The 20,416-nt window shown below is 41.4% G+C and carries 33 protein-coding genes, 1 tRNA gene and 1 other annotated feature; of the genes, 22 read left to right on the top strand and 12 right to left on the bottom strand.

The features are described from left to right. Positions 1-28: 28 nt before the first annotated feature. The 6 genes from rpmG to FD27_RS06720 all read left to right on the top strand — a co-directional run bounded on the left by rpmG (position 29) and on the right by FD27_RS06720 (position 3,243). On the top strand, positions 29-178 hold the full coding sequence (gene rpmG, locus FD27_RS06745; protein WP_057751669.1) for a 50S ribosomal protein L33: 150 nt from the start codon (positions 29-31) through the stop codon (positions 176-178). Between the two features lie 179 nt (positions 179-357). Then, positions 358-915: a 5-formyltetrahydrofolate cyclo-ligase gene (locus tag FD27_RS06740; protein WP_057751666.1), complete on the top strand. Its 558-nt coding sequence runs from the start codon at positions 358-360 to the stop codon at positions 913-915. Continuing rightward, on the top strand, positions 915-1,577 hold the full coding sequence (locus FD27_RS06735; RefSeq protein WP_057751663.1) for a rhomboid family intramembrane serine protease: 663 nt from the start codon (positions 915-917) through the stop codon (positions 1,575-1,577). Before FD27_RS06740 ends, FD27_RS06735 begins: the two co-directional genes overlap by 1 nt. 4 nt (positions 1,578-1,581) lie before the next feature. Next, positions 1,582-1,821, top strand: coding sequence for a YqgQ family protein (locus tag FD27_RS06730; RefSeq protein ID WP_057751660.1), 240 nt, complete (start codon positions 1,582-1,584; stop codon positions 1,819-1,821). Between the two features lie 23 nt (positions 1,822-1,844). Continuing rightward, complete coding sequence (locus tag FD27_RS06725) at positions 1,845-2,807, top strand: ROK family glucokinase (protein WP_057751657.1); 963 nt, start codon at positions 1,845-1,847, stop codon at positions 2,805-2,807. A gap of 22 nt (positions 2,808-2,829) precedes the next feature. Next, the gene (locus tag FD27_RS06720; RefSeq protein ID WP_057751651.1) at positions 2,830-3,243 is read left to right on the top strand and encodes a rhodanese-like domain-containing protein; all 414 of its coding nucleotides are present in this window, start codon (positions 2,830-2,832) and stop codon (positions 3,241-3,243) included. 122 nt (positions 3,244-3,365) lie between these two features. Here FD27_RS06720 and FD27_RS08620 read toward each other — a convergent pair whose 3' ends face one another. Beyond that, complete coding sequence (locus tag FD27_RS08620; protein WP_083482702.1) at positions 3,366-3,542, bottom strand: DUF3042 family protein; 177 nt, start codon at positions 3,540-3,542, stop codon at positions 3,366-3,368. 101 nt (positions 3,543-3,643) lie between these two features. Here FD27_RS08620 and miaA point away from each other — a divergent pair, with 101 nt between their 5' ends. From miaA to FD27_RS06700, 4 genes are all read left to right on the top strand, one after another. After that, positions 3,644-4,555: a tRNA (adenosine(37)-N6)-dimethylallyltransferase MiaA gene (gene miaA, locus FD27_RS06715; RefSeq protein WP_057751648.1), complete on the top strand. Its 912-nt coding sequence runs from the start codon at positions 3,644-3,646 to the stop codon at positions 4,553-4,555. A gap of 203 nt (positions 4,556-4,758) precedes the next feature. After that, a complete protein-coding gene (locus FD27_RS06710; protein WP_057751638.1) occupies positions 4,759-6,102 on the top strand; it encodes a glutamine synthetase family protein in 1,344 nt (447 codons plus the stop codon). Between the two features lie 189 nt (positions 6,103-6,291). Further along, a complete protein-coding gene (gene gltX, locus FD27_RS06705) occupies positions 6,292-7,800 on the top strand; it encodes a glutamate--tRNA ligase (protein ID WP_057751619.1) in 1,509 nt (502 codons plus the stop codon). A 109-nt stretch (positions 7,801-7,909) separates the two neighbouring features. Further along, positions 7,910-9,088 carry an aminotransferase class I/II-fold pyridoxal phosphate-dependent enzyme gene (locus FD27_RS06700; RefSeq protein ID WP_057751611.1) on the top strand — a complete coding sequence of 393 codons (1,179 nt, stop codon included), beginning with the start codon at positions 7,910-7,912 and terminating at the stop codon, positions 9,086-9,088. Between the two features lie 56 nt (positions 9,089-9,144). On the opposite strand, the gene FD27_RS09000 is transcribed toward FD27_RS06700, so the two are convergent. After that, positions 9,145-9,270 (bottom strand): hypothetical protein, encoded by a 126-nt coding sequence (locus FD27_RS09000; RefSeq protein ID WP_268872916.1) that lies wholly within the window; start codon positions 9,268-9,270, stop codon positions 9,145-9,147. A gap of 199 nt (positions 9,271-9,469) precedes the next feature. Between FD27_RS09000 and FD27_RS06695 the strand changes: the two genes are divergently transcribed. The 3 genes from FD27_RS06695 (at position 9,470) to FD27_RS06685 (ending at position 11,963) form a co-directional block, all read left to right on the top strand. Beyond that, positions 9,470-10,354, top strand: a complete 885-nt coding sequence (locus FD27_RS06695) for a hypothetical protein (protein WP_057751598.1) — start codon at positions 9,470-9,472, stop codon at positions 10,352-10,354. Next, the gene (locus FD27_RS06690) at positions 10,344-11,369 is read left to right on the top strand and encodes a hypothetical protein (protein ID WP_057751589.1); all 1,026 of its coding nucleotides are present in this window, start codon (positions 10,344-10,346) and stop codon (positions 11,367-11,369) included. The genes FD27_RS06695 and FD27_RS06690 overlap by 11 nt, the downstream gene beginning before the upstream one ends. Before the next feature lie 72 nt (positions 11,370-11,441). Beyond that, positions 11,442-11,963 carry a hypothetical protein gene (locus FD27_RS06685; RefSeq protein WP_057751576.1) on the top strand — a complete coding sequence of 174 codons (522 nt, stop codon included), beginning with the start codon at positions 11,442-11,444 and terminating at the stop codon, positions 11,961-11,963. Between the two features lie 388 nt (positions 11,964-12,351). On the opposite strand, the gene FD27_RS06680 is transcribed toward FD27_RS06685, so the two are convergent. Beyond that, positions 12,352-12,425: transfer RNA gene (locus FD27_RS06680), tRNA-Arg, on the bottom strand. Between the two features lie 184 nt (positions 12,426-12,609). Here FD27_RS06680 and FD27_RS06675 point away from each other — a divergent pair. The 4 genes from FD27_RS06675 to rpmA all read left to right on the top strand — a co-directional run bounded on the left by FD27_RS06675 (position 12,610) and on the right by rpmA (position 14,391). Then, on the top strand, positions 12,610-13,254 hold the full coding sequence (locus FD27_RS06675) for a TetR/AcrR family transcriptional regulator (RefSeq protein ID WP_057751565.1): 645 nt from the start codon (positions 12,610-12,612) through the stop codon (positions 13,252-13,254). A 92-nt stretch (positions 13,255-13,346) separates the two neighbouring features. Beyond that, positions 13,347-13,419: a sequence feature (ribosomal protein L21 leader region), on the top strand. A 16-nt stretch (positions 13,420-13,435) separates the two neighbouring features. After that, positions 13,436-13,744, top strand: a complete 309-nt coding sequence (gene rplU, locus FD27_RS06670) for a 50S ribosomal protein L21 (RefSeq protein WP_057751557.1) — start codon at positions 13,436-13,438, stop codon at positions 13,742-13,744. 15 nt (positions 13,745-13,759) lie between these two features. Beyond that, positions 13,760-14,086, top strand: coding sequence for a ribosomal-processing cysteine protease Prp (locus FD27_RS06665; RefSeq protein ID WP_057751544.1), 327 nt, complete (start codon positions 13,760-13,762; stop codon positions 14,084-14,086). A 23-nt stretch (positions 14,087-14,109) separates the two neighbouring features. Next, on the top strand, positions 14,110-14,391 hold the full coding sequence (gene rpmA / locus FD27_RS06660) for a 50S ribosomal protein L27 (RefSeq protein WP_057751533.1): 282 nt from the start codon (positions 14,110-14,112) through the stop codon (positions 14,389-14,391). Between the two features lie 90 nt (positions 14,392-14,481). Here rpmA and FD27_RS06655 read toward each other — a convergent pair whose 3' ends face one another. The 7 genes from FD27_RS06655 to FD27_RS06630 form a co-directional block, all read right to left on the bottom strand. After that, positions 14,482-15,597, bottom strand: coding sequence for a tyrosine-type recombinase/integrase (locus tag FD27_RS06655; protein ID WP_057751518.1), 1,116 nt, complete (start codon positions 15,595-15,597; stop codon positions 14,482-14,484). A 312-nt stretch (positions 15,598-15,909) separates the two neighbouring features. After that, positions 15,910-16,068 carry a hypothetical protein gene (locus FD27_RS08730; RefSeq protein ID WP_157055090.1) on the bottom strand — a complete coding sequence of 53 codons (159 nt, stop codon included), beginning with the start codon at positions 16,066-16,068 and terminating at the stop codon, positions 15,910-15,912. 32 nt (positions 16,069-16,100) lie between these two features. Continuing rightward, on the bottom strand, positions 16,101-16,310 hold the full coding sequence (locus FD27_RS06650; protein WP_057751502.1) for a hypothetical protein: 210 nt from the start codon (positions 16,308-16,310) through the stop codon (positions 16,101-16,103). Between the two features lie 131 nt (positions 16,311-16,441). Further along, positions 16,442-16,756, bottom strand: coding sequence for a zinc-ribbon domain-containing protein (locus FD27_RS06645; RefSeq protein ID WP_057751488.1), 315 nt, complete (start codon positions 16,754-16,756; stop codon positions 16,442-16,444). An 11-nt stretch (positions 16,757-16,767) separates the two neighbouring features. After that, positions 16,768-17,088 (bottom strand): zinc-ribbon domain-containing protein, encoded by a 321-nt coding sequence (locus FD27_RS06640; RefSeq protein ID WP_057751479.1) that lies wholly within the window; start codon positions 17,086-17,088, stop codon positions 16,768-16,770. 50 nt (positions 17,089-17,138) lie between these two features. Then, positions 17,139-17,438, bottom strand: coding sequence for a hypothetical protein (locus tag FD27_RS06635; protein WP_057751468.1), 300 nt, complete (start codon positions 17,436-17,438; stop codon positions 17,139-17,141). A gap of 11 nt (positions 17,439-17,449) precedes the next feature. Next, positions 17,450-17,782: a helix-turn-helix domain-containing protein gene (locus FD27_RS06630; protein ID WP_057751460.1), complete on the bottom strand. Its 333-nt coding sequence runs from the start codon at positions 17,780-17,782 to the stop codon at positions 17,450-17,452. Positions 17,783-17,934: 152 nt separating this feature from the next. On the opposite strand from FD27_RS06630, the gene FD27_RS06625 reads away from it, so the two are divergent. From FD27_RS06625 to FD27_RS08725, 3 genes are all read left to right on the top strand, one after another. Further along, on the top strand, positions 17,935-18,177 hold the full coding sequence (locus tag FD27_RS06625; protein ID WP_057751449.1) for a helix-turn-helix transcriptional regulator: 243 nt from the start codon (positions 17,935-17,937) through the stop codon (positions 18,175-18,177). 193 nt (positions 18,178-18,370) lie between these two features. After that, complete coding sequence (locus FD27_RS06620; RefSeq protein WP_057751437.1) at positions 18,371-19,135, top strand: phage antirepressor KilAC domain-containing protein; 765 nt, start codon at positions 18,371-18,373, stop codon at positions 19,133-19,135. 16 nt (positions 19,136-19,151) lie between these two features. After that, positions 19,152-19,304, top strand: a complete 153-nt coding sequence (locus tag FD27_RS08725) for a hypothetical protein (protein WP_157055089.1) — start codon at positions 19,152-19,154, stop codon at positions 19,302-19,304. Here FD27_RS08725 and FD27_RS06615 read toward each other — a convergent pair. Beyond that, entirely contained in the window at positions 19,301-19,495 is a 195-nt protein-coding gene (locus tag FD27_RS06615; protein WP_057751428.1) for a hypothetical protein, read from the bottom strand. The two genes, FD27_RS08725 and FD27_RS06615, sit on opposite strands and share 4 nt — an antisense overlap. A 64-nt stretch (positions 19,496-19,559) precedes the next feature. Here FD27_RS06615 and FD27_RS06610 point away from each other — a divergent pair, with 64 nt between their 5' ends. Further along, positions 19,560-19,853, top strand: a complete 294-nt coding sequence (locus FD27_RS06610) for a hypothetical protein (protein WP_057751419.1) — start codon at positions 19,560-19,562, stop codon at positions 19,851-19,853. Here FD27_RS06610 and FD27_RS06605 read toward each other — a convergent pair. After that, positions 19,834-20,061: a hypothetical protein gene (locus tag FD27_RS06605; protein ID WP_057751416.1), complete on the bottom strand. Its 228-nt coding sequence runs from the start codon at positions 20,059-20,061 to the stop codon at positions 19,834-19,836. The two genes, FD27_RS06610 and FD27_RS06605, sit on opposite strands and share 20 nt — an antisense overlap. Positions 20,062-20,118: 57 nt before the next feature. Here FD27_RS06605 and FD27_RS06600 point away from each other — a divergent pair, with 57 nt between their 5' ends. Next, positions 20,119-20,385, top strand: a complete 267-nt coding sequence (locus tag FD27_RS06600) for a hypothetical protein (protein ID WP_057751413.1) — start codon at positions 20,119-20,121, stop codon at positions 20,383-20,385. The last annotated feature ends 31 nt before the right edge of the window (positions 20,386-20,416 follow it).

Genomic DNA, 20,416 nt, shown 5'->3' with positions numbered 1-20,416 from the left:
TTAAAATAAGTTATTGGAGGTTATGACAATGCGTGTCAACATTACTCTTGAATGTACTTCATGCCACGAACGCACTTACTTAACTAGTAAGAACCGTCGTCACAATCCCGACCGTCTTGGATTAAACAAGTACTGCCCTCGGGAACGCAAGGTTACATTGCACCGTGAAACTAAGTAATAATAAACAGCTAGTGAACTTCAGCTAGTTCATTACTGTCAGCATTGCTCCTGACGTTTTAAGCAACGTTAGGAGTTTTTGTGTATTTTAGAGATATCATGAAAAAACGCTTGCATAAATAATAGTGAGCTGTGATAATGAAACAATGAAAACGTTTGATAAAGGAGAGATGAGAATTCATGGCGTATACAAAACAAGAGTTACGTCAAGCTTACATTGCGCGTCTTCAACAATTAGACCTAAATACGCGTTTTCATGAAGAAAAACGACTGACGTCGGCATTGTTTGACACCCCTGAATGGATGAATGCCAAGGTTATTGCAACTACCATGAGTCAATCGTTGGAACTCGACACTGCGCCCATCATTCTCCATGCTCGGCATGAAGGACGGCAGATAGTGGTTCCACGGACCTTACCTCATCGTCAGATGGAATTTGTGGCCTTGAATGAGGACACCATCTTTGAGGAAACCGGTTTCGGGATTCTCGAACCTCAAGATGGTAAAGTTTATCAGCCCGATGAAATCGATTTAATGATTGTTCCCGGAGTAGCATTTACGCGTTCCGGCAAACGGATCGGTTTTGGGGGCGGCTACTATGATCGTTACCTGAGTCAATACCATGGTCAAACAATGGCGGTGGCCTTTACAACCCAGGTGGCTGAAGAAAATGAGTGGATCGCAGAAGGCCACGACCAAAAGGTGGACCATGTGATCTCATTGCCGGAGACGGATTAATGAATAATCGGATCTGGTCTGTTGCACCGGTCACGTTAGTCTTGTTAACAATTCAAATTGTTGTGTTTGTTCTGATGACCTTGCTGGGCGGATCAACTAATCAATCGGTGATTTTGCTGTTTGGCGGTCGTCAGACACAGCTGATTGAGGCTGGACAATGGTGGCGATTAATCACGCCTGTCTTTGTTCATATTGGCTTTACCCATTTATTGGTCAATAGCCTCACACTATATTTCATGGGCCAATACATTGAAGAAATTTTTGGTCATTGGCGGATGTTAGTTATTTACCTGGTATCAGCATTTATGGGTAACTTAGCGAGTGCGGTTTTCCTTCCCAATACTATTTCAGCTGGTGCTAGTACGGCGCTTTTTGGTTTATTTGGGGCGTTCTTGATGCTGGGTGAATCTTACCGGAATAATTTTGCTATTCGTCAATTAAGTCGCCAGTTCTTAATGTTGGTTGTCTTGAACATTGGAATTGACCTTTTTACGCCGGGCATTGACCTTGCGGGTCACCTGGGCGGCCTTTTGGGTGGCTTTTTAGTTTCTTATGTTGTTGGCGCTCCATTAATGGGGCCTGTTATTCGGCACAAGCAAATCATAAGCTTGATTGTGATGATCGTTGGGATTGTAATGATTGGTAGTAAATTAAGCTGGTGAAAATATGGTTGTAAAGCAACGTGAATACCGGACATTATATGATGTTCAGCAATTACTCAAGGAATTTAACGTCTTCGTTTATGTTGGCAAGCGCCTCTATGATATTGAACTGATGGCGATTGAATTGGATCACCTTTACGAGGCTGGAGTGGTCGATCGTCAAACATACATGAAGGCCAAGATTGTATTGCGTAAGGAACATCGCGAAGAAGAAATTAGGGAAAAGAATGGCACTGCCATTTAGCAAGGAAAGGGATAGAAATAATTATGGCAAAGAAATTAATTGGTGTTGACCTTGGTGGTACGACGATCAAGTTTGCAATTTTGACAGAAAATGGTGAAATTCAGCAAAAGTGGTCATTACGGACAAATATTTTGGATGAAGGATCTCACATTGTTCCTGACATTGTGGATTCCATTAACCACCATTTGGACCTGTACAAGATGAGTCGTGACCAATTTGTTGGTATCGGCATGGGAACTCCCGGAACGATTGACCGTGATAAGGGAACTGTTATCGGTGCCTACAACTTAAACTGGAAGACGACCCAACATGTCAAGGATGACATTGAAAAAGGAACTGGTATGAAGTTCGCCGTAGATAATGATGCCAACGTTGCTGCCCTGGGTGAACTTTGGAAGGGTGCTGGTAACGAAGGTGACGATGTTGCCTTTATTACTTTAGGTACCGGTGTTGGTGGTGGATTAATTTCCAATGGTAAGTTGATTCATGGTCTTGGTGCCGGTGGTGAAGTTGGCCACATGATCGTTAAGCCAAATGGTTACCTTTGTACTTGTGGTAATCATGGTTGCCTGGAACAATACGCTTCTGCCACTGGAATTGTTCACATTGCCCAAGATAAGGCTGAAGAATACGAAGGTGATAGCCGTCTGAAGGCTATGATTGATAACGGTGATGAAATCACTGCCAAGATTGTCTTTGACCTTGCCAAGGAAAATGATTACCTGGCAAACGTGGTTGTTGATGAAGTATGCATGTACTTAGGATTGGCTTGCGCTAATTTAAGTGATGCTTTGAACCCTGAATACCTTGTTATCGGTGGTGGGGTATCTGCAGCCGGTGACTTCTTACTGAAGCGGGTTAATGCCAACTTTAAGAAATTTGCCTTCCCAACTGTTAAGACTTCTACTCAATTGAAGCTGGCAGAATTAGGTAATGATGCTGGTGTGATTGGTGCGGCTTCATTAGCTCGCCAATTTATGGACTAATCGAAAGTGAGGAGCGTTTAGAGTGTTTTTAGCAGTTAATTCTGGTTTACTGACTTTCAACATTGTTATCGTTGTTCTTCTGCTGGCCTGGTTAATTGCTTGGGGTCTCCAATATTTGCGGCGGCGTCATTACGCAACCGTCATTGACGAGCAGCAATTCCAAGAAGGAATGCGGAAGGCCCAAGTAATCGATCTCCGGCAGCCGGAAGATTTCCGGAAGGGTCATATTTTAGGCGCACGGAGTTTGCCATACGTTTATTTAAAGCAACAGTATAGTGAATTACGTCCTGACCTCCCCGTTTACATGTACGATCAGGGAATGACACTGAGTACTCAGGCAGCAGCTTTCCTTGGTAAGAAGGGATACAAGCACTTGTATATCCTTAAGGGCGGCTACTTAAAGTGGAACGGTAAGACGAAGAAGTCCAAGTATTAAAAAGCAAAAAGCTCCGGATGTTCGCAAGTGCGAATGACCGGAGCTTTTGTCATGCTTAAGAAGGTAATTAAAAGTAATGCCTTCTCCTCATGAATAATATTTAGTATAATTAATTGTTTGCTTTAGCCTTGGTGAGCGGAACGACCCTTACGGATTGCAGCACGACGGTTTTCGTCAAACTTCTTTTCTTGTTCTTCAACTGGTTCGATAACAGTCTTGTGGAATGTGAATAAGCCACTAGCAATGGCAGCAATAGTTCCGAGACCACCGACTAAAACACCCTTTGCAAATTGCTTCATCTTAGTTTCCTCCTTTTGTTTTATACTTAACTCTATTATGCAAGAATTAACTGCTTTTTACCAGTCAGACTGTTAATAAATCTGGGAAAGGAAGGGTTAAATTGTCAAAAGTCGTTGCAATTGTCGGACCGACTGCAGTTGGTAAGACCGCCCTATCAATTCAAATTGCCAAAGTCTTTCATGGCGAAGTCATTTCTGGGGATTCTATGCAAGTCTATCGCCACCTTGACATTGGAACTGCCAAAATTCGTCCAGATGAAATGGCAGGGGTTCCGCATCATTTAATTGATATTGTGGATGTTGACCACCAATACTCGGTTGCGGAATTTAAATCATCAGCAGGGCGCCTCATCAAAGAAATCAGTGGGCGTCACCATTTACCTTTGATTGTCGGGGGAACTGGCTTTTACCTGCAGGCGCTAACAAATAACCTTACCTTAGGTAGTCAACAATCAATCTCTTTTCGTGAGCACTGGGAAGCGGTTGCCAAACAGCGTGGTTCCCAATTTGTTTGGAATCGATTAGAGCAACTGGATTCGCCAGCAGCTCGTCAAATCCCCGTAGGTAACACACGACGAGTAATTCGCGCTCTTGAAGTGATTCACCAAACCGGGCGCCGCTTTTCTGACCAGCCACAACAAGAGGCGGTGAACGATTACTTATTGATTGGCTTGACCACTGACCGGCCTGTGCTCTATGACCGTATTAACAAGCGCGTCGACTTGATGATGGATGCGGGATTACTTAATGAGGCTCGTTGGTTGTTTGATCAGGGAGGGGCAGAGCTGCCTGCTGGTAAAGGAATTGGCTATCATGAATTATTCCCGTACTTTACCGGTGATTGTGACCTGACTACTGCCGTTGATAAGATTAAGAAGGATTCACGTCACTATGCGAAGCGTCAGCTCACCTGGTTTCGGAATAAAATGGACGTTCACTGGTTTGACCTGGTTTCTGGTAAAAATCAGCCTAACGATGTTAAGGAGCTAATTAAGGACTGGTTAAATAAATAAAGTTTCAGGCTTGATTTATTTACAATCAGGTTAAAACGTTTTCATTAAATTGACTTCCCCCAGGTCAATTGGTATTCTTAGAACGTGTTAGAGGAACTAGTTGTTACTTAATCATTTGGTGCCGAATGGTCTACTTAAAAGATTGCAAACGGCACTTAATTTTATTAAGAACAGCAGATTTTGTTATGAAAGGGATTAGACATATGGCTAGACATGAATATAGCAAAGATGAAGTTCGCCAAATGGTGAAGGACGAAAACATCCGTTTCTTGCGGGTAATGTTCACCGACCTCTTAGGAACAATTAAGAGTGTCGACTTACCAGTTAGTCAACTGGATAAGTTGATGGACAATAAGATTATGTTTGATGGTTCATCCATCGATGGGTTTGTACGGATTGAAGAAAGTGACATGTACCTGTACCCAGACATGTCGACTTGGTTGACATTCCCATGGGGTGCGGAACATGGTAAGGTTGCTCGTGTTATTTGCAGTGTTCACATGACTGACGGCACGCCATTTTCTGGCGATCCTCGTAACAATTTGAAGCGTGTCTTGACTGACATGCAAAAACTAGGTTTCAAGGACTTTAATATTGGCCCTGAACCAGAATTCTTCCTCTTTAAGAACGATGAAAACGGGAACCCAACGACTATTGTTAACGATTCCGAAAATTACTTTGACATGGAACCAGCTGACACCGGTGAAGATTGCCGGCGTGATATCGTTCTCGCTCTTGAAAAGATGGGCTTCGATGTTGAAGCTGCCCACCACGAAGTTGCTCCGGGTCAGCACGAAGTTGACTTTAAGTATGCGGACGCATTGGAAGCGGCTGATAACATTCAAACCTTCAAGCTGGTTGTTAAGACCATCGCTAAGAAGTACAACATGCATGCAACATTCATGCCAAAACCACTTTCTGGAATTAATGGTTCCGGAATGCACCTCAACATGTCCCTCTTCAGCCAAGATGGCAAGAATGCCTTTTACGATGCTGATGATAAAGATCAATTATCATCTACGGCATACCACTTCCTGGGCGGTTTGATGAAACACGCCCGGAGCTTTACCGCAATTGTTAACCCAATTGTTAACTCCTACAAGCGTTTAGTACCAGGTTACGAAGCACCAGTTTATGTTGCTTGGTCAACTTCCAATCGTTCACCATTAGTCCGGATTCCTAGTGATCGTGGCATGGGGACTCGTCTGGAATTGCGGTCAGCTGATCCAGCTGCTAACCCATACTTGGCCATCGCTGCTGTTTTGGAAGCCGGTTTGGATGGCCTACGTAACAACCTCAAACCAATTCACAACGTTAACGAAAACATTTATAACATGTCGACCGCTGAACGGTCAGAAAAGGGCATTGTCAACTTGCCGGATAACTTGCACAATGCTTTGAAGGACTTAGCTGCTGATGATGTTATGAAGGGTGCTCTTGGTGAACACATTTACAACAGCTTCATGGAAGCTAAGACCCGTGAATATGATTCCTACCGTGCTCATGTTTCTGATTGGGAACGGAAGCGTTATATGGAACAATATTAATAAGTGGTCATCAATATTAAAATGATCAATCGAAGCGCCCCGGTAATGGTAAGCTTACTGATGAAGTAGGAGATGCCATTACGGGCGCTTTTGTGCCGTCATAAATTGACAAATGACGACTTTCCGATACAATTAAATTTGTTGCACTCACGATCTAGTCGTGAATTACATTAAAGGAGATTCTCAAAAATGGATGACAAGAAGGTCAGAGTTCGCTACGCACCAAGCCCAACCGGTTTCTTACACATCGGTAATGCGCAGTCAGCCCTTTTTAACTATTTATTTGCTCGGCACTTTAACGGAACGATGGTATTGCGGATTGAAGATACCGATACTAAGCGGAACGTTAAGAATGGTGAAGCCAGTCAGCGTGATAACTTGCATTGGTTAGGTATTGACTGGGACGAAGGTCCAAATAAGCCTAATCCAAAGTACGGTCCATACCGCCAGAGTGAACGGAATAAGAAGGGAATTTACCACAAGTACATTCAAAAACTGCTTGATGCGGGGATTGCTTACAAAGATTACTCTACAGAAGAAGAACTTCAGGAAATGCGTGAACGTCAACGTGCCAACAATGAAGCTCCTCACTATGATGGTCGTTGGTATGGCAAGAGCGAAGAGGAACAAAAGGCAGCGGAAGCCAAGGGCTTGAAGCCAACGATTCGTTTCCACTTCCCAAAGAACCACGATTACGAGTGGGACGATATTGCTCGTGGTCATGTTTCCTTCAACTCTGACAACTTGGGTGGTGACTTCATCATTGAAAAGAGTGATGGAATGCCAACTTACAACTTTGCCGTTGTTGTTGATGACCACTCAATGGAGATCACCCACGTTTTACGTGGTGCTGATCATATTTCCAACACGCCAAAGCAAATTGCCATCTATGAAGCACTTGGTTGGGAACACCCAACTTTCTGCCACATTCCATTGATCTTCAACCCTAAGACACGGAAGAAGCTCAGTAAGCGTGATAAGGATACTTTACAATTCATCAATGAGTATAAGAAGCATGGTTACTTACCAGAAGCCATCTTCAACTTCATTGCCTTCCTTGGCTGGTCACCGGTTGGTGAACGTGAAATTTACTCCAAGGATGAATTGATTAAAGTTTATGACCCACAGCGGATGTCCAAGGCTCCAGCTTACTTCGATCAAAAGAAGCTTGATTGGATGAACGCCCAATACATTAAGAAGATGGACGTTGATGAATTAACGGACCGGACCTTGGCATTGATTAAGGAAGGCGAAACTGAAGAAGCTAAGCGCCTGCAATCAGTTCCAGAAGATGAATTGAAGACCTTGATCGCGAAGACCATCCATGTTCACCAACGCGATGTCAACAAGTTGTTGGAAGTTATGCAATATGCTTGGGACTACTACACTGTTCTTGATCAACACTTTAACTACGACCAATTAAAGGACAATGATGACTTCTCTAATGATGACATCGTTGCTGTTCTGAGTCACCTCAAGGATCGGTTGGCAAATGGCGATGCTGACTTAGACTACAGCCAGGCAATTAAGGAAGTTGGTAAGGAAACCGGTGTTAAGGGTCGGAACCTGTACTTCCCATTAAACTTGGCATTCACAGGCTCAACCTCAGCACCACAAATTTACGAAATCATGGACATTTACTCCCGGAAGACTGATCTTGAATTACTCGACCGGATGATAGCCGCATTTCAAGCTTAAATAATTATTGAAGCCGTTAGCGAGAGATCGTTAACGGCTTTTTGTGATCTTGACCATTTATGCACAAACTACTACCCTATATTTAGGAAATAGAAAAGGAATGATTTAGATGGTGGAAATGAGTAAACATATGCGGTCTGTCCTTAAGGATGTTCCCAAGCTCAAAATTTTCGAGTTTAGTCAGTATGCTTCTCAGTTCAATGATGTTATTAAATTCACAGTTGGGGAACCAGATTTTAATACACCCGAGTATATTAAGCAGGCAGGAATTAAGGCTATTCAAAATAACCGGACACATTACGCGCCACAGCGGGGGACAACGGGATTACTGTCAGCCGTTGCTGAGAGTCTTGCCACTAATTATGACTTGCATTACGATCCCAAGACTGAAATCTTAATTACCAATGGGGTAACGGAAGGAATCTTTTCGGCAATCATGGCAATTACTAACCCTGGCGATGTGATCTTAGTACCCACACCAACCTTCTCCATTTATACTCCAGATGTGACGATGGCTGGAGGAACAGCGGTTGAAGTTGATACCTCCCACACCAACTTTAAGGTAACTCCCGACCTCCTAAAGGGCTACTTGGATAAGTACGGCGATCGGGTTAAGGGTGTGATCTTCGTAAACCCTTCGAACCCGACAGGAATTGCTTACAGTCAGGATGAATTAGACAAATTAGCAGGGTTGATTAAGGGGAAACCAATTTTTGCCATTTGTGACGAAATTTATAGTGAACTGAACTATGATGGTGAATATTCATCAATGGCTCGGCCCCTGCCAGACCAAACCATTTTAACTAATGGCTTGTCCAAGTCATACGCCATGACTGGCTGGCGGATTGGATACTTGTGTGCACCAGCCGCAGTTACTAATGAAATCTTTAAGGTTCACTCTTTCGTGATGACGGACGTGGCAACCTTCAGTCAAGACGCCGCCGAGGCAGCCTTACGTGGTGGCTTAAAGGCTACTCATGAAATGGACGCTAAGTACATTCAGCGGCGTGATTATATGTATAAGCGGTTAACCGCGATGGGCTTTGAATGTACCCAACCAATGGGCGCTTTCTATATTTTCGCTAAAATTCCCGCTGGCTTGGAACAAGACGATACAAAGATTATTTATGATATTGTCAAAAAAGCCCGGGTTGCTGTCACCGCTGGGTCATTCTTCGGAGCTGGTGGTGAAGGTTACTTACGGTTTAGCTATGCAACCAGCATGGATCAAATTCGCGAGGGAATGGACCGCTTAGCTAAGTACGTAGCAAGTGAACAATTTAAATAAGAAAAAACGCGACTGATTAAAACCAGTCGCGTTTTTAAGTGAATTGCTTCAAAAAGTTATTCGCTCAGTTTCTTGGCGTCAGCATCGATTCTGGCGAAACCAGAGCCATCTGGCTTCTTGCTGCCACGCTTTTCCATGGCTTTACGAGCCATTTCCTTCCGTTCTTGCTTACTAAGTGCCATAATAAACTTCGCCTCTTTCCGAAACGCTTCAAAACAGTTGAATAACTTCAACCGTTAACTTCATTATAATCGTGGCTGGTTAAAAAGCAACTGATCGTCGTTAAATGTAAAGAAAGCCTTCAATAATTTATTAAGATCTTTAAAAGTGTTGACAAGTCGATTAAGATTAACCTTAGTAATAACATAAGGAGCGGTGGATATGGCCACAGAACAACATCAACAATCTGCCCAAGAAGTCGCTGCATTAATCAACAATCAAATTGTTAATAAAATTGATTTTTTGCAGCAATTTAAGGCAGCAGTTGCCGATCACCAAGACCGGCGCATTTACCAGTTATTAGATAACCAACGATACGCTAAAGAAATTGAACATCGGGAGCAGCAGTCCAATAATCAAAGTGTCATGTCCTTAGTTGATGACTTGGTTGACCAACTAAGTCATTACCTAAGTGTCAACTTAATTGACTATTTAGGGAAGGCCTACCCGTTCTTTTACTATGAGGAATATCAAACTGGTCATTACCGGATTTACTTTGGTAATTGGTGGGACCGGCGTGAATTCGGTGAGTTGGACGTCTTAAATGTGCGTTTTCTGTTCAACCAGGACGAATATGCCAAGTTGCAAAAGTCCTTTGAATTAGTTCATGAAAACAAGCGGTATAACAGTGACAAGATTGATAAAATCTCTCAAGAGAACGACCGACTGCAAGATTTAATTGATCACCAACGAGAACGTGAAGAACGGCGTGCTAAGTTGCAGGATCAATTAAAGGAGGTTAGCTCGCACTCTGGTATTTGGGAAAGTAGTAAGAATAAGGAAAGTCGGCAGAATATTGTTGACGCTCTGCAAAAATTAGAGAGTGAAGAACAAGAATCGCGGACGGCAGCTCAAACCATTAAGGATAACGAACAAGTAGTTCTTGCCCTATCAAAAGAAAATACGATTTTAAGTTATGAACAAAAGAGTATTATTGATACTTTTGGTTCGTTTGAAGACTTTGAATTAGCCAATCGCAACTTATATGCCAGCTACTTAGCCAGCCTGAACGATGATGAAAAGCAGGTGAATACTGATGGCGAATAATCAATTAACGGCTTCACCTTCTAAGCAAGTTTCATTACTGGCCGATTCACTGACGACGGGATTAACACTCGGTCAACAATATGTTCAGCTTCTTAAGCAGTTAGCTGAAACAGAGTCTGCTGCCGAATTACTTGATGCGGCTCAACAGTTAGTAACATTTGACCTTGATAATGTCTTCGTCAAGTTTCCGCAGCATTACCAACCGACTGATTACTACCTGCTTTTGATGGGCCGGCTACTGGAAATGCATTCTAATACTGATTTTCAAATTCAAGAAGACTTAGATCACCATGATTTTTACGCCACCATTAGTTCTCTTGGAGACCAGGTCCATTTTAAGTTCATTATTGATGCCAACGGGACTGCGCAGTTAATTGAAACCCAAGGTCAAGAAGCGTTACTGTACCTGAATTTGAAGCATAAAATGTTGCGTTTCAATAACCGGGCACTGGTTAACTACTTCATTATTGCTCTGCAACGGGAATACTCTGACTTGGACATTCGGGCGGCCGTCAAGCCACTTTTGGCCTTTGCACATGCATTAGCAGCGGACCTTGATTTTGTCATTGACCTTGGTATCTTAGATGTCAATAATGATCAGCACTTTGCCCTTCAACAACCAACATTATCTTTAACAGTAATTGACCGACTCTTCGTTGCTACCGCTGAATTTGACTACATGCTTTTAAACCTTCCACAAAATAATGGGGCGGAATTGCGATTGGATCGTGGGATCAAGATGGACTTGCAGTTTGACCCTGATGATTATAGTCAGCAATGGTTCTTTAAGGTTCAGGATCCCGATAATCAAGTATCATTCTTTGACCTGTTATTGCATTATCAACTTGTTCGCCAGTGGTACTTACAACAGCGGGAAGCATTGGCCGTTAAGTCGGACCCGTTGTTATTTGCGGATGATCAGTCGTCCATGGCAGTTACAGACGATCCCGTGGCAACTGAGCCAACCGTCATTTGCCACCCAGATGGTAGTGTGACGCCATTGGATCAAGAATAGACGATAGAAAAGAGTAGGTGGGGATGAATAATCATCTTCCACTTACTCTTTCTGAATTTCAGGAGGAATAATATGAATATTACTAAAATGCTGCACCAGGTTATTGATTTGGAATTAGCAGTGGATGATGCAAAAGAGTTAGAGATTGGGCCCCGCGTGCGTCAACAAACGATCTTTACGGCCCTTGATGTTGAATTGGCCAAGTTGGCAGACCAGGCTGGCTGGTATAAGGTTTTATCTGATGAAGAGCCGGATCAATCATCATTATTAAACCACTACGTTAACGCTGTGGAGCTCTTGCTATTGTACAGTGCTAAACGCCAGTGGACTCATCTGGTGGTTGTTGATGACGCAACTTTAAAGCGCATTACGACAGCTGATCGCGCCACTAAGTTAGAAGACCTTAATAAGGAATATCTAGCGATTAAGCATTTCTTGCAAGGGGGATTTTATAGCAACCGACAAGATGACTTTCGCCATGCTTGGCACCTGTTGTTGAAGATGGGACTAGTTGATTTTCAATTATCAGACCACGAAATTATGGCTGTTTATGAACAGCACATTCAGGGCCAAACAGAACAATGGGCAAATTAATAAAAAAGGGTCTAGCGGCATACCCGCTAGATCCTTTTTTATGAAAGCTATGCTCTTCGACTACGATAATGTTCGCGACTGTTTACGTTGTCGCTTGCTTGGTCAGTAGTAGATTCATTATTTCCAAAGACAATTTGACCAACTACTGAGCCAACTAAAATTAATACAATTACAATTAATGGTAACATAATAGCTCACCTCAAAAAGCATGGTCTAATTCTATATTATGGAAAGATCCTATAATTATGCAATCAATTTGTTGCTATAAGTGGCGGTTCTTTAACTAATATTTAGAAAAATTACAATATATTAAAATTTAGGCCAGTGTTAGATTGGTAAGCAAAATAAAAAGCCCTTGGTAAAACAAGGACTTCACGATTGAATATTATGCAACGAGAGGGGCTCGAACCCTCAACCCTCGGTTTAGAAGACCGATGCTCTATCCAGTTGAGCTACCGTTGCAGACCAATTTTTAGTATATAATTATGACAATTATTTTGTCAATCACTTGTTATAGTCATATAAAATAATTATTAAAATAAATTCCTATATTCTTTGACTAAAGCGCTAACAGAAACTATACTATAAATAAGTAGCAGTACGAAAGTGAGGAGAACTTAAGCTGAAAATGGAGGGATGATGATTTATGGCTAGTAATAAAACAGATCCGCGGGTAGTTAAAACTAGAACTAATTTGCGGAAAGCTCTTGTTTACTTGATGCGTCGTGAAAAGATCGAAGACATCAGTGTGCAGAAGATTACGGAAACAGCCAACATCACCCGGGGTACTTTCTATTTGCATTACAAGGATAAGCAGGACTTCATCGAATCAGCAATTTCTCATATCTTAGATGAATTCTTTGATCAAGTAATGGTGGATAGTGAGGACCTCAGCTTTGAAAAAGGCCACACGGTGCAAGTATTCTCGCTTCAGAAGGCGTTTCAGTACATCGAGGGTGAGGCTGATTTATTCGATGTGTTGTTGAACAATAAACAAAACAATTTCTTTTACGGACAATTGTATGATCGACTGTCGGAACGGCTAGCAAATTACTATCGTCAAATTGCCAGCCCAACTGAACAGTTAGAGGTTCCACTAAATTTGCAAATTTCCTTCATCGATTCAGCATTCCTTGGACTTGTGTCGCATTGGCTGCAAGATGGCATGATTTACACGCCGCGGTACATGACGACAAGTGTTCAGAAAATGTTGAACTTCTTAGATAGCAATAATGTGACGCTGGTTCATTTCTTTGAGAAAGAACCAGTGACCGCACTTGAGGATGTCTAAGAAAATATTGGGCAGCGATTATGAAATCGTTGCCTTTTTTTATTGACGTGTGCGCGGAATTTTGCTATTATACGAATGTTGTATTTGTGAACCAACAACTACAACCGCACGCTGCCAAGTTCAAAGTATTTAATACTGCTTGGTTCGGCGAGTCTTAGATATTAAGGAGGTGCACAAATTTATGTACGCTATTATCGTTACTGGTGGCAAGCAATACAAGGTTGAAGAAGGTTCATCAATCTTTGTTGAAAAGCTTGATGCTAAGCAAGGTGACAAGGTTACTTTTGACCAAGTAATCTTCGTAGGTGGCGACAGCACTAAGATTGGAACTCCATTAGTAGATGGTGCTTCTGTTGAAGGTACTGTTGACAAGCAAGGTAAGGAAAAGAAGGTTGTTACCTTCAAGTACAAGCCTAAGAAGCACACTCACACTAAGCAAGGTCACCGTCAACCATACACTAAGGTTACTATTAACAAGATCAACGCTTAATGTGGAGGTAATCTCATGATTCGAGCTAATTTTATTCTTAATTCGGATCACCGTATTACCGCATTTAAGATGACAGGGCACGCTGATTCAGGCCCATATGGTCAAGATATTGTTTGTGCCGCTGTCTCAGCCCTATCAATTTCTACCATTAATGGTTTAGAACACGTTGTTTGTGCGAAGCCAGAGGTAAAAAGTGATGAGCATAATGGTGGCTTCCTGCGGGTATCTGCTATTGATGTGGGGCATGATTCCCAAATCTTAATGCGAACCTTTCTGAATGGGTTGCAGGATATCGCAGAAAGTTATCCTAAAAACATTGAAGTAAAAATGTTTGAAAATTAGTTCATTGCTGGAGGTGAACAACTATGATTATGGATTTGCAATTCTTCTCCCACCACAAAGGGGGCGGTTCCACTGCCAACGGTCGGAACTCAGCTGGTCGTCGTCTTGGTACTAAGGCTGCTGATGGTTCTATCGTAACAGCTGGATCAATTATCTACCGTCAACGTGGTACACACATTCACCCAGGTGAAAACGTTGGCCGTGGCGGTGACGATACTTTATACGCTAAGGTTGCTGGCCGTGTTAAGTTTGAACGCATGGGCCGTGACAACCGGAAGGTTTCTGTTTACCCAGTTGCCGAATAAACTGCTTGTTAGCTAACCCCTTGATAATACTGATATCCATGGATTACAAAAGCCCTCCTAGATTGGCTAGGGGGACTTCAGGGGGAAAGCTTATAAGAAATTGAGTTTTGAGTCGAGCCTTTGCTCGGCTTTTTTTGTTACGTGCAGATAAATATCTTTCGTGGTTGTGGCGTCTTTATGCCCAACTCGATGTTGAATCAAGTATAGTGGGACACCTAACTCGGCGAGTTTTGAAATATGCGTGTGCCTGAACGTGTGTAAAGAAACTACCTTATCAATATCAAATTTCCTCTTTGCTTGGCGAAGCCAATAGTTGAGAATTGTATTTCCAAGTGGATGACCCTGTCGTGATTCAAAGATAAACTCTGATTTTGCTGGGTGGTCAACCGATTCTTTATTTAGCAACAGTACAGCCCTGTCGTTGAGTGTGACATCACGGCGACTATTACCGGTTTTGGGTGACATTTGTTTGTGATCATTAACCAGTGTTCCGTTGATTGAAGCCACTACTTTACCATCATCACGCCGTGAAATGTCCTGTCGGCGCAACGAGGCCGCTTCACCATATCTCATACCAGTCAGGTATAGAAACTCACAGAAACGTCCGTAATGCGGTGAGCGATGATACATGAACCGAAGTACTTCGTGTAGTTCATTGTCGTCAAGAAACTTTTTAGACGTGTCGTCGTTGGCTTCGTCAGTCCGATACTGAACATTTACTTGCTCGATTGGATTCGCTTTGATGTAGTTGTGCTTATAGGCATAGCGAAGCATATTCCCAAGAGTACCTTTGAACTTCATGACACTTGAATTTTTATAGTCATCTTTGTAGATCATCCCGTTCAAAAAGTCCTCAATGAGTAGCGGCTTAATCTTTTCAACTAAGATATCACCATCGATATGTTTAAGCATAACTTTAACTCGGCTTGCGGAGTTATCATAGGTGTGGTATTTGACCATTGGCTTGTAGTCTTTGAGCCAATCAGTAGCCAACTCACGCAATGTAATACCGTGTTTTAAATTGCCGTCGTCAACATGCTTTAATTGATGCTGGATTTTGGCTTCTAGTGCCGCCTGTGCTTCTTTACGGGTATGTGCTGTGTTCTTATCCATAGTTACAGAAACACGCTTACGTTTGCCCGTGAGAGGACTTTTGTACTGCTCAACAAACTTATATGTTCCAGTTGCTCTTTTTTCTACCCACATAGTGTTCACCTCCTTTCGATGCGAATGTATGTTCTTTTGGAATCCTTTTTAAACCCGTCAAAATCGACGGGTTTGGTTGTTTTAAAATTAATTGATATAATTGACAAAACTAATGTTCAGGGAGATTATTATGCTAAAAATCATTCTCATTTCAGTTATTTTAAGCGTTGTCTTAAGTTCAGTAATTACAATATTTGCTATTCGGATCGTGAGTGACGTTATAACCTTATTTGTGTCGAAAACAGAAGAACGATTCGATAAAAAATTAGAAATTTACAAACAATTAAATCACCATGCTAATGAATGACTTTCCTATTTCTTTGCAGCACCATACTTAATTAATTTACCGAAAATAGCGTAATAAATTCCGCTGATGGTATAACCAACGCCTTGTGCAAGTGGGTTAAGTAATAGTTCCACGCTGGATTGTGGGATAAACTCTTTCAACACTTCTAATTGATTTGGATCCATTATTCACACGTCCTTTCTCCGGAGAGGGCTTTTTATTTTAAATTCTCGATAGCTTGCTTAATCTCTTGCAGATCGTGGTGAAGGATATATGCAATGGCGAGCTGGTCAAAGTCAGTTGAGCTGTTATCAGCATTTTGCTCTAACCAATTCAATAATTTTTTGTACATATATTCGTCGTCAAAGTCTTTCAACTGTTCATCTAATTTTTTGATTTTATCTTCACGTGAACTAAATAGTCCCATTTTTATTACTCCTTTCTCCGGAGAGCTATTTTTTATTCGCCAGCAGGGCGGTGCAAAGTAAACTTATCTTTTTCATAAATAATCCCCCAATAGTTTTATGTATCCGGCACGAGGCCGGCATTAAATGATTGCTAGTCAGACAAGTCTGCTGCTAATGCAATGAAAAAGAAAAAAATAACGAATGCAATCCAAACACCAACTTGAATTAAAGCACCAATTCCTGCTGATTTAGCGTTCTTAGGCTCGCTATTATGCCAGACAATATAAAGGACAAGGCCGGCAACAGGAATAAAGAAACCAAGGACGCCCCACCAAACAGATCCAGTGTCATCCGTTGTTGTAGCTGGCGTACTAGAAGAACCGGATGATGGTAATGGAACGCCGCAATGAGGACAAATAACTGCCTTTGGGTCTACTTGTTTTCCACAATTAGGACAATATTTCATTTAAGTATTCCTTAAAGTACGCTCAAGAAGCCGATGACAAAGCTGATGCCAAAACTAACCCAGGACCATACGCAGATTCCGTGAGCACGTTTAGGATATTCCTTATGCCAAACGGCCCATAAAATCCAGCCGACAATCGGGAAGAAGAATCCTAACAGGTTCCACCAGCCGTTGTTCCGGTCTTCTGAATTAGATTCAGCGTTGTTGCCATTGACAGGAACTCCGCATTTGGGACATACAACAGCTTTAGCATCAATCTTTGCACCACAATTTTGGCAGAATTTATATTGCTTATTATCATTTTGAGGTGTTGAAGTGTTTTGATTATCCATGATTTAATCCTCCTAATAGCTTTTAACGTCGATCACGTTTGGACGTAATACTAATTTGCTAATTTTCCATTAAGCATCGCATTATATTCTCGACGTGATTCTCTGATTGCCCAGCGCTCAGCGATTTTCGTGCTAAACCTGGTTCCATCAGATAAATCACCATAATCATAATCTGAATGCACACATTCGTGTAGTGCAGTTACAAGCCAGTCCAGTTCGGGCTGGTTTTCGTTTATATACACGTTGTTCCCATCGATATGTCCGTGGTAGTGAGGATTAGGAACATCAATCATGTAGAATTTAAGTTCGGGGTGTTGATCCTCGATCTTTTCTAAATCTGACATTTCCATGGAATCACCGCCTAAACACGACGACGGTTCTTCATCGCAATCTTTACCATCTCAATGATATCCTTACGTTCTTCATCTGAGATATTAGGGTCGATAGAGTAGGCGACTAGTTTTTGATTCTTTGATAAATCTTTGTCAGGAGTTTTTTCGGAAGTCCGTTCTAATAAATAGTCTGATGATACATTGAAATAATTAGCGATATCATCAATTGCACTAGAAGACGGTTCAGATTTTCCGTTTTCCCATTTCGTTATTGCTTGTTGAGATACGTGAATGGCTTTTGCTAATTCTGTTTGAGACATTCTGCGTGCGGAACGCAATTCTCTAATTCTATCTCCTATCATTGCTAATATTCCTCCATTCTTACCACGATTGTTTATATTGTAGTACAAGTTGTTGTTGATAAGATATTATATTTAAAAAAGTAGTATAAAAGTATTGACTATTACCACGAATGTAGTATTATATATTTGTAAGCAAGAGAGGAGGAATAAGCTTGAGCAAAGATCTAACACAGTTGCGTAAAGAAGCGCATCTATCAAGATTTCAACTAGCACAAAAGTTAGAAGTTACTCCCGGATCAATTTATAATTGGGAAAAAGGTATAAGAGAGCCAAGCGCTAACGCTATTTATAGAATGGCTAAAGTCTTTCAGACTTCAACCGATGCTATTTTTTTAGCTTTGCATACTACAAAAGTAGTTAATCAGAAACTTAAAAACTACATACGAGCTAACTAAGGAGACAATGAAATGGAAAACAAAAACGTTATTGCTGAAGCAAACACAATTTATTTCAAATTAAAAAAACGCCACTTTAGTGATTTAGAAATCAGTAAAGTAGCGCGAATTATAGAAGCACTAGCTAGTTAAAAAACTTTTCAAGTGCTTCACGAGTGGCAGCTTTGTCTTGCTCATTCAAGGAGGTTTAAAAATGAATCAACCGCAATTATTTAATTTTCAAGGCAAGAACTTAAACGTAGTCGAAAAGAACGGCGAAGTTTATTTTGACGCTGAGCAGTCTGCCATTGGTATGGGAATTAGCCAGACCAAGAATGGGAAAACATATGCTCGGTGGGAACGAGTTCAAGAATACTTACATTCCCCACAAGTGGGGAAAGGCGATTACATCACCGAACCACAATTTTATGAGTTAGCTATCAAGGCTAACAATCAGACAGCAAGAAGTTTTCAGCATTGGGTAACAAACGAAGTTCTACCATCAATTCGTAAACATGGTGTTTATATGACACCACAGACGATTGAAAAGGCACTGCTTAACCCAGACACGATTATCAATCTTGCTACTCAGTTGAAGGAAGAACAGCAAAAGCGCAAGCAACTTCAAGAAGAGAACAAAGTAATGAAGCCAAAAGCAATTTTTGCTGATGCAGTAACAACAAGCCATACCAGCATCTTAGTTGGTCAGCTTGCGAAGATTTTACGACAAAACGGCATTGATACTGGTCAAAACCGCTTATTTAAGTGGATGCGTAATAACGGTTATCTGGGAAAACGAGGCAGCAATCGCAACGTACCAACACAACGAGCAATGGAGATGGGGCTGTTTAAAACAAAAGAAACGGCAGTCACCCACTCAGACGGTCATACTACCGTGCAGATCACTACCAAGGTAACCGGGAAAGGACAGCAATACTTTATTAATAAGTTCCTCAAAGAAAATATTGTGAATGCTTAGATAAGGAGGAAATGAAATGGAAAAAATAACCAAACACATTGAAATGGAATTTGATAACAGTAAGGAAATTGACTCCAAATTAAGCAATCTGCTTTTGAAGGCAAAAGAATTAAACGCTGAACTAGAAAAAGCCAGCTCACTAATAAGCAAACTGACTTCTCAAAATTAGTCCCAGCCTTTGCCTTTGGTTACATTAACGCTAGCGCCACAGTAAGGGCATTTATTGTGGCCAAGTTGAACCTTGAATTTCCTATGGCAGTTAGGGCATTTGGTGTCGAATGGTTGATGGAGAATTTGGTTCTTAATATCTTTGGTAATTTGATTAGGATCAAAATCATCTCCGGAAATGTCAAATTTCATAAAGTTCACCTCCTTTCATTAGGAGATGACTCAAGTATATCAAAGCTAATTAGGAGGTGATGAAATGAAGCTAATAAAGAAGCTAGAACGGCTACAAAAAAAGTACCCTCAGCAGAAACTGAGAGCACTTGTAATTGAGGATAGTGACTTGAATTTTACTTTTACTTTTAGAGGACATATCGGAATAACAGCTATTGAGAGTAATCGTTACAACGGAATTTTATATCAACGAATTACTCAAGACAGAACGAACTTGGCTAATCCCCAGCCTCTAAAAATAGAACTAATTGTTCAAGAGAAGGTTTTTCTGATGTCGGTTAATAGGGCTATTGAGTTACTTAATCGATACGGAATATAAACTCATCAAATGGTTTGGAGTAGTCAATCCCATTTTTCGAAGCCCAAGTCCAAACGTGTCGCTCGTAATTAGGAACTTCATCAAAAGCTTGGATATTAACTTTGAACTCTTTTTTACCGTTGACTTTTGCATTTTTAAGAGCCATATCGAGCAACATATAATCTTTTTCTTCGAATCTTTTAAGATCACTTTCAGAATATCTAGGCACAAAATTCACCTCCTTTCACAGGAGATGAGTCAAGTATAGCAGAGAGGAGATGATGTTATGAGCCCGTTTAGATACCAGCTCACTATTTCAGAATTTTGCCAAGAGTGGAGTGTCCAAAAGGACAACCCGATGTCTTATTCAACGTTTCTAAGACGCAAGTCCTGGGCACAGGATCATTACCCGGCATGGCAAAAAGTATTTCTCTATGATTGCCGGGTTGATCTGAAAGAGTATCAGAAGTTTGAAACTTTTTACTCAGAAAAGCAGTACGAAGCACACCAGGATCCACATGTAAAGATTCTGGAAGCAATGGGAGATAAATAATGGTAAATGTAACTTTATTCAGCACGGTAGC

It is taken from the genome of Limosilactobacillus frumenti DSM 13145, from assembly GCF_001436045.1.
Lineage (GTDB): Bacteria > Bacillota > Bacilli > Lactobacillales > Lactobacillaceae > Limosilactobacillus > Limosilactobacillus frumenti.
The sequence above is the reverse complement of the archived record's forward strand: the minus strand, read 5'-3'. Positions and strand labels throughout refer to the sequence as shown.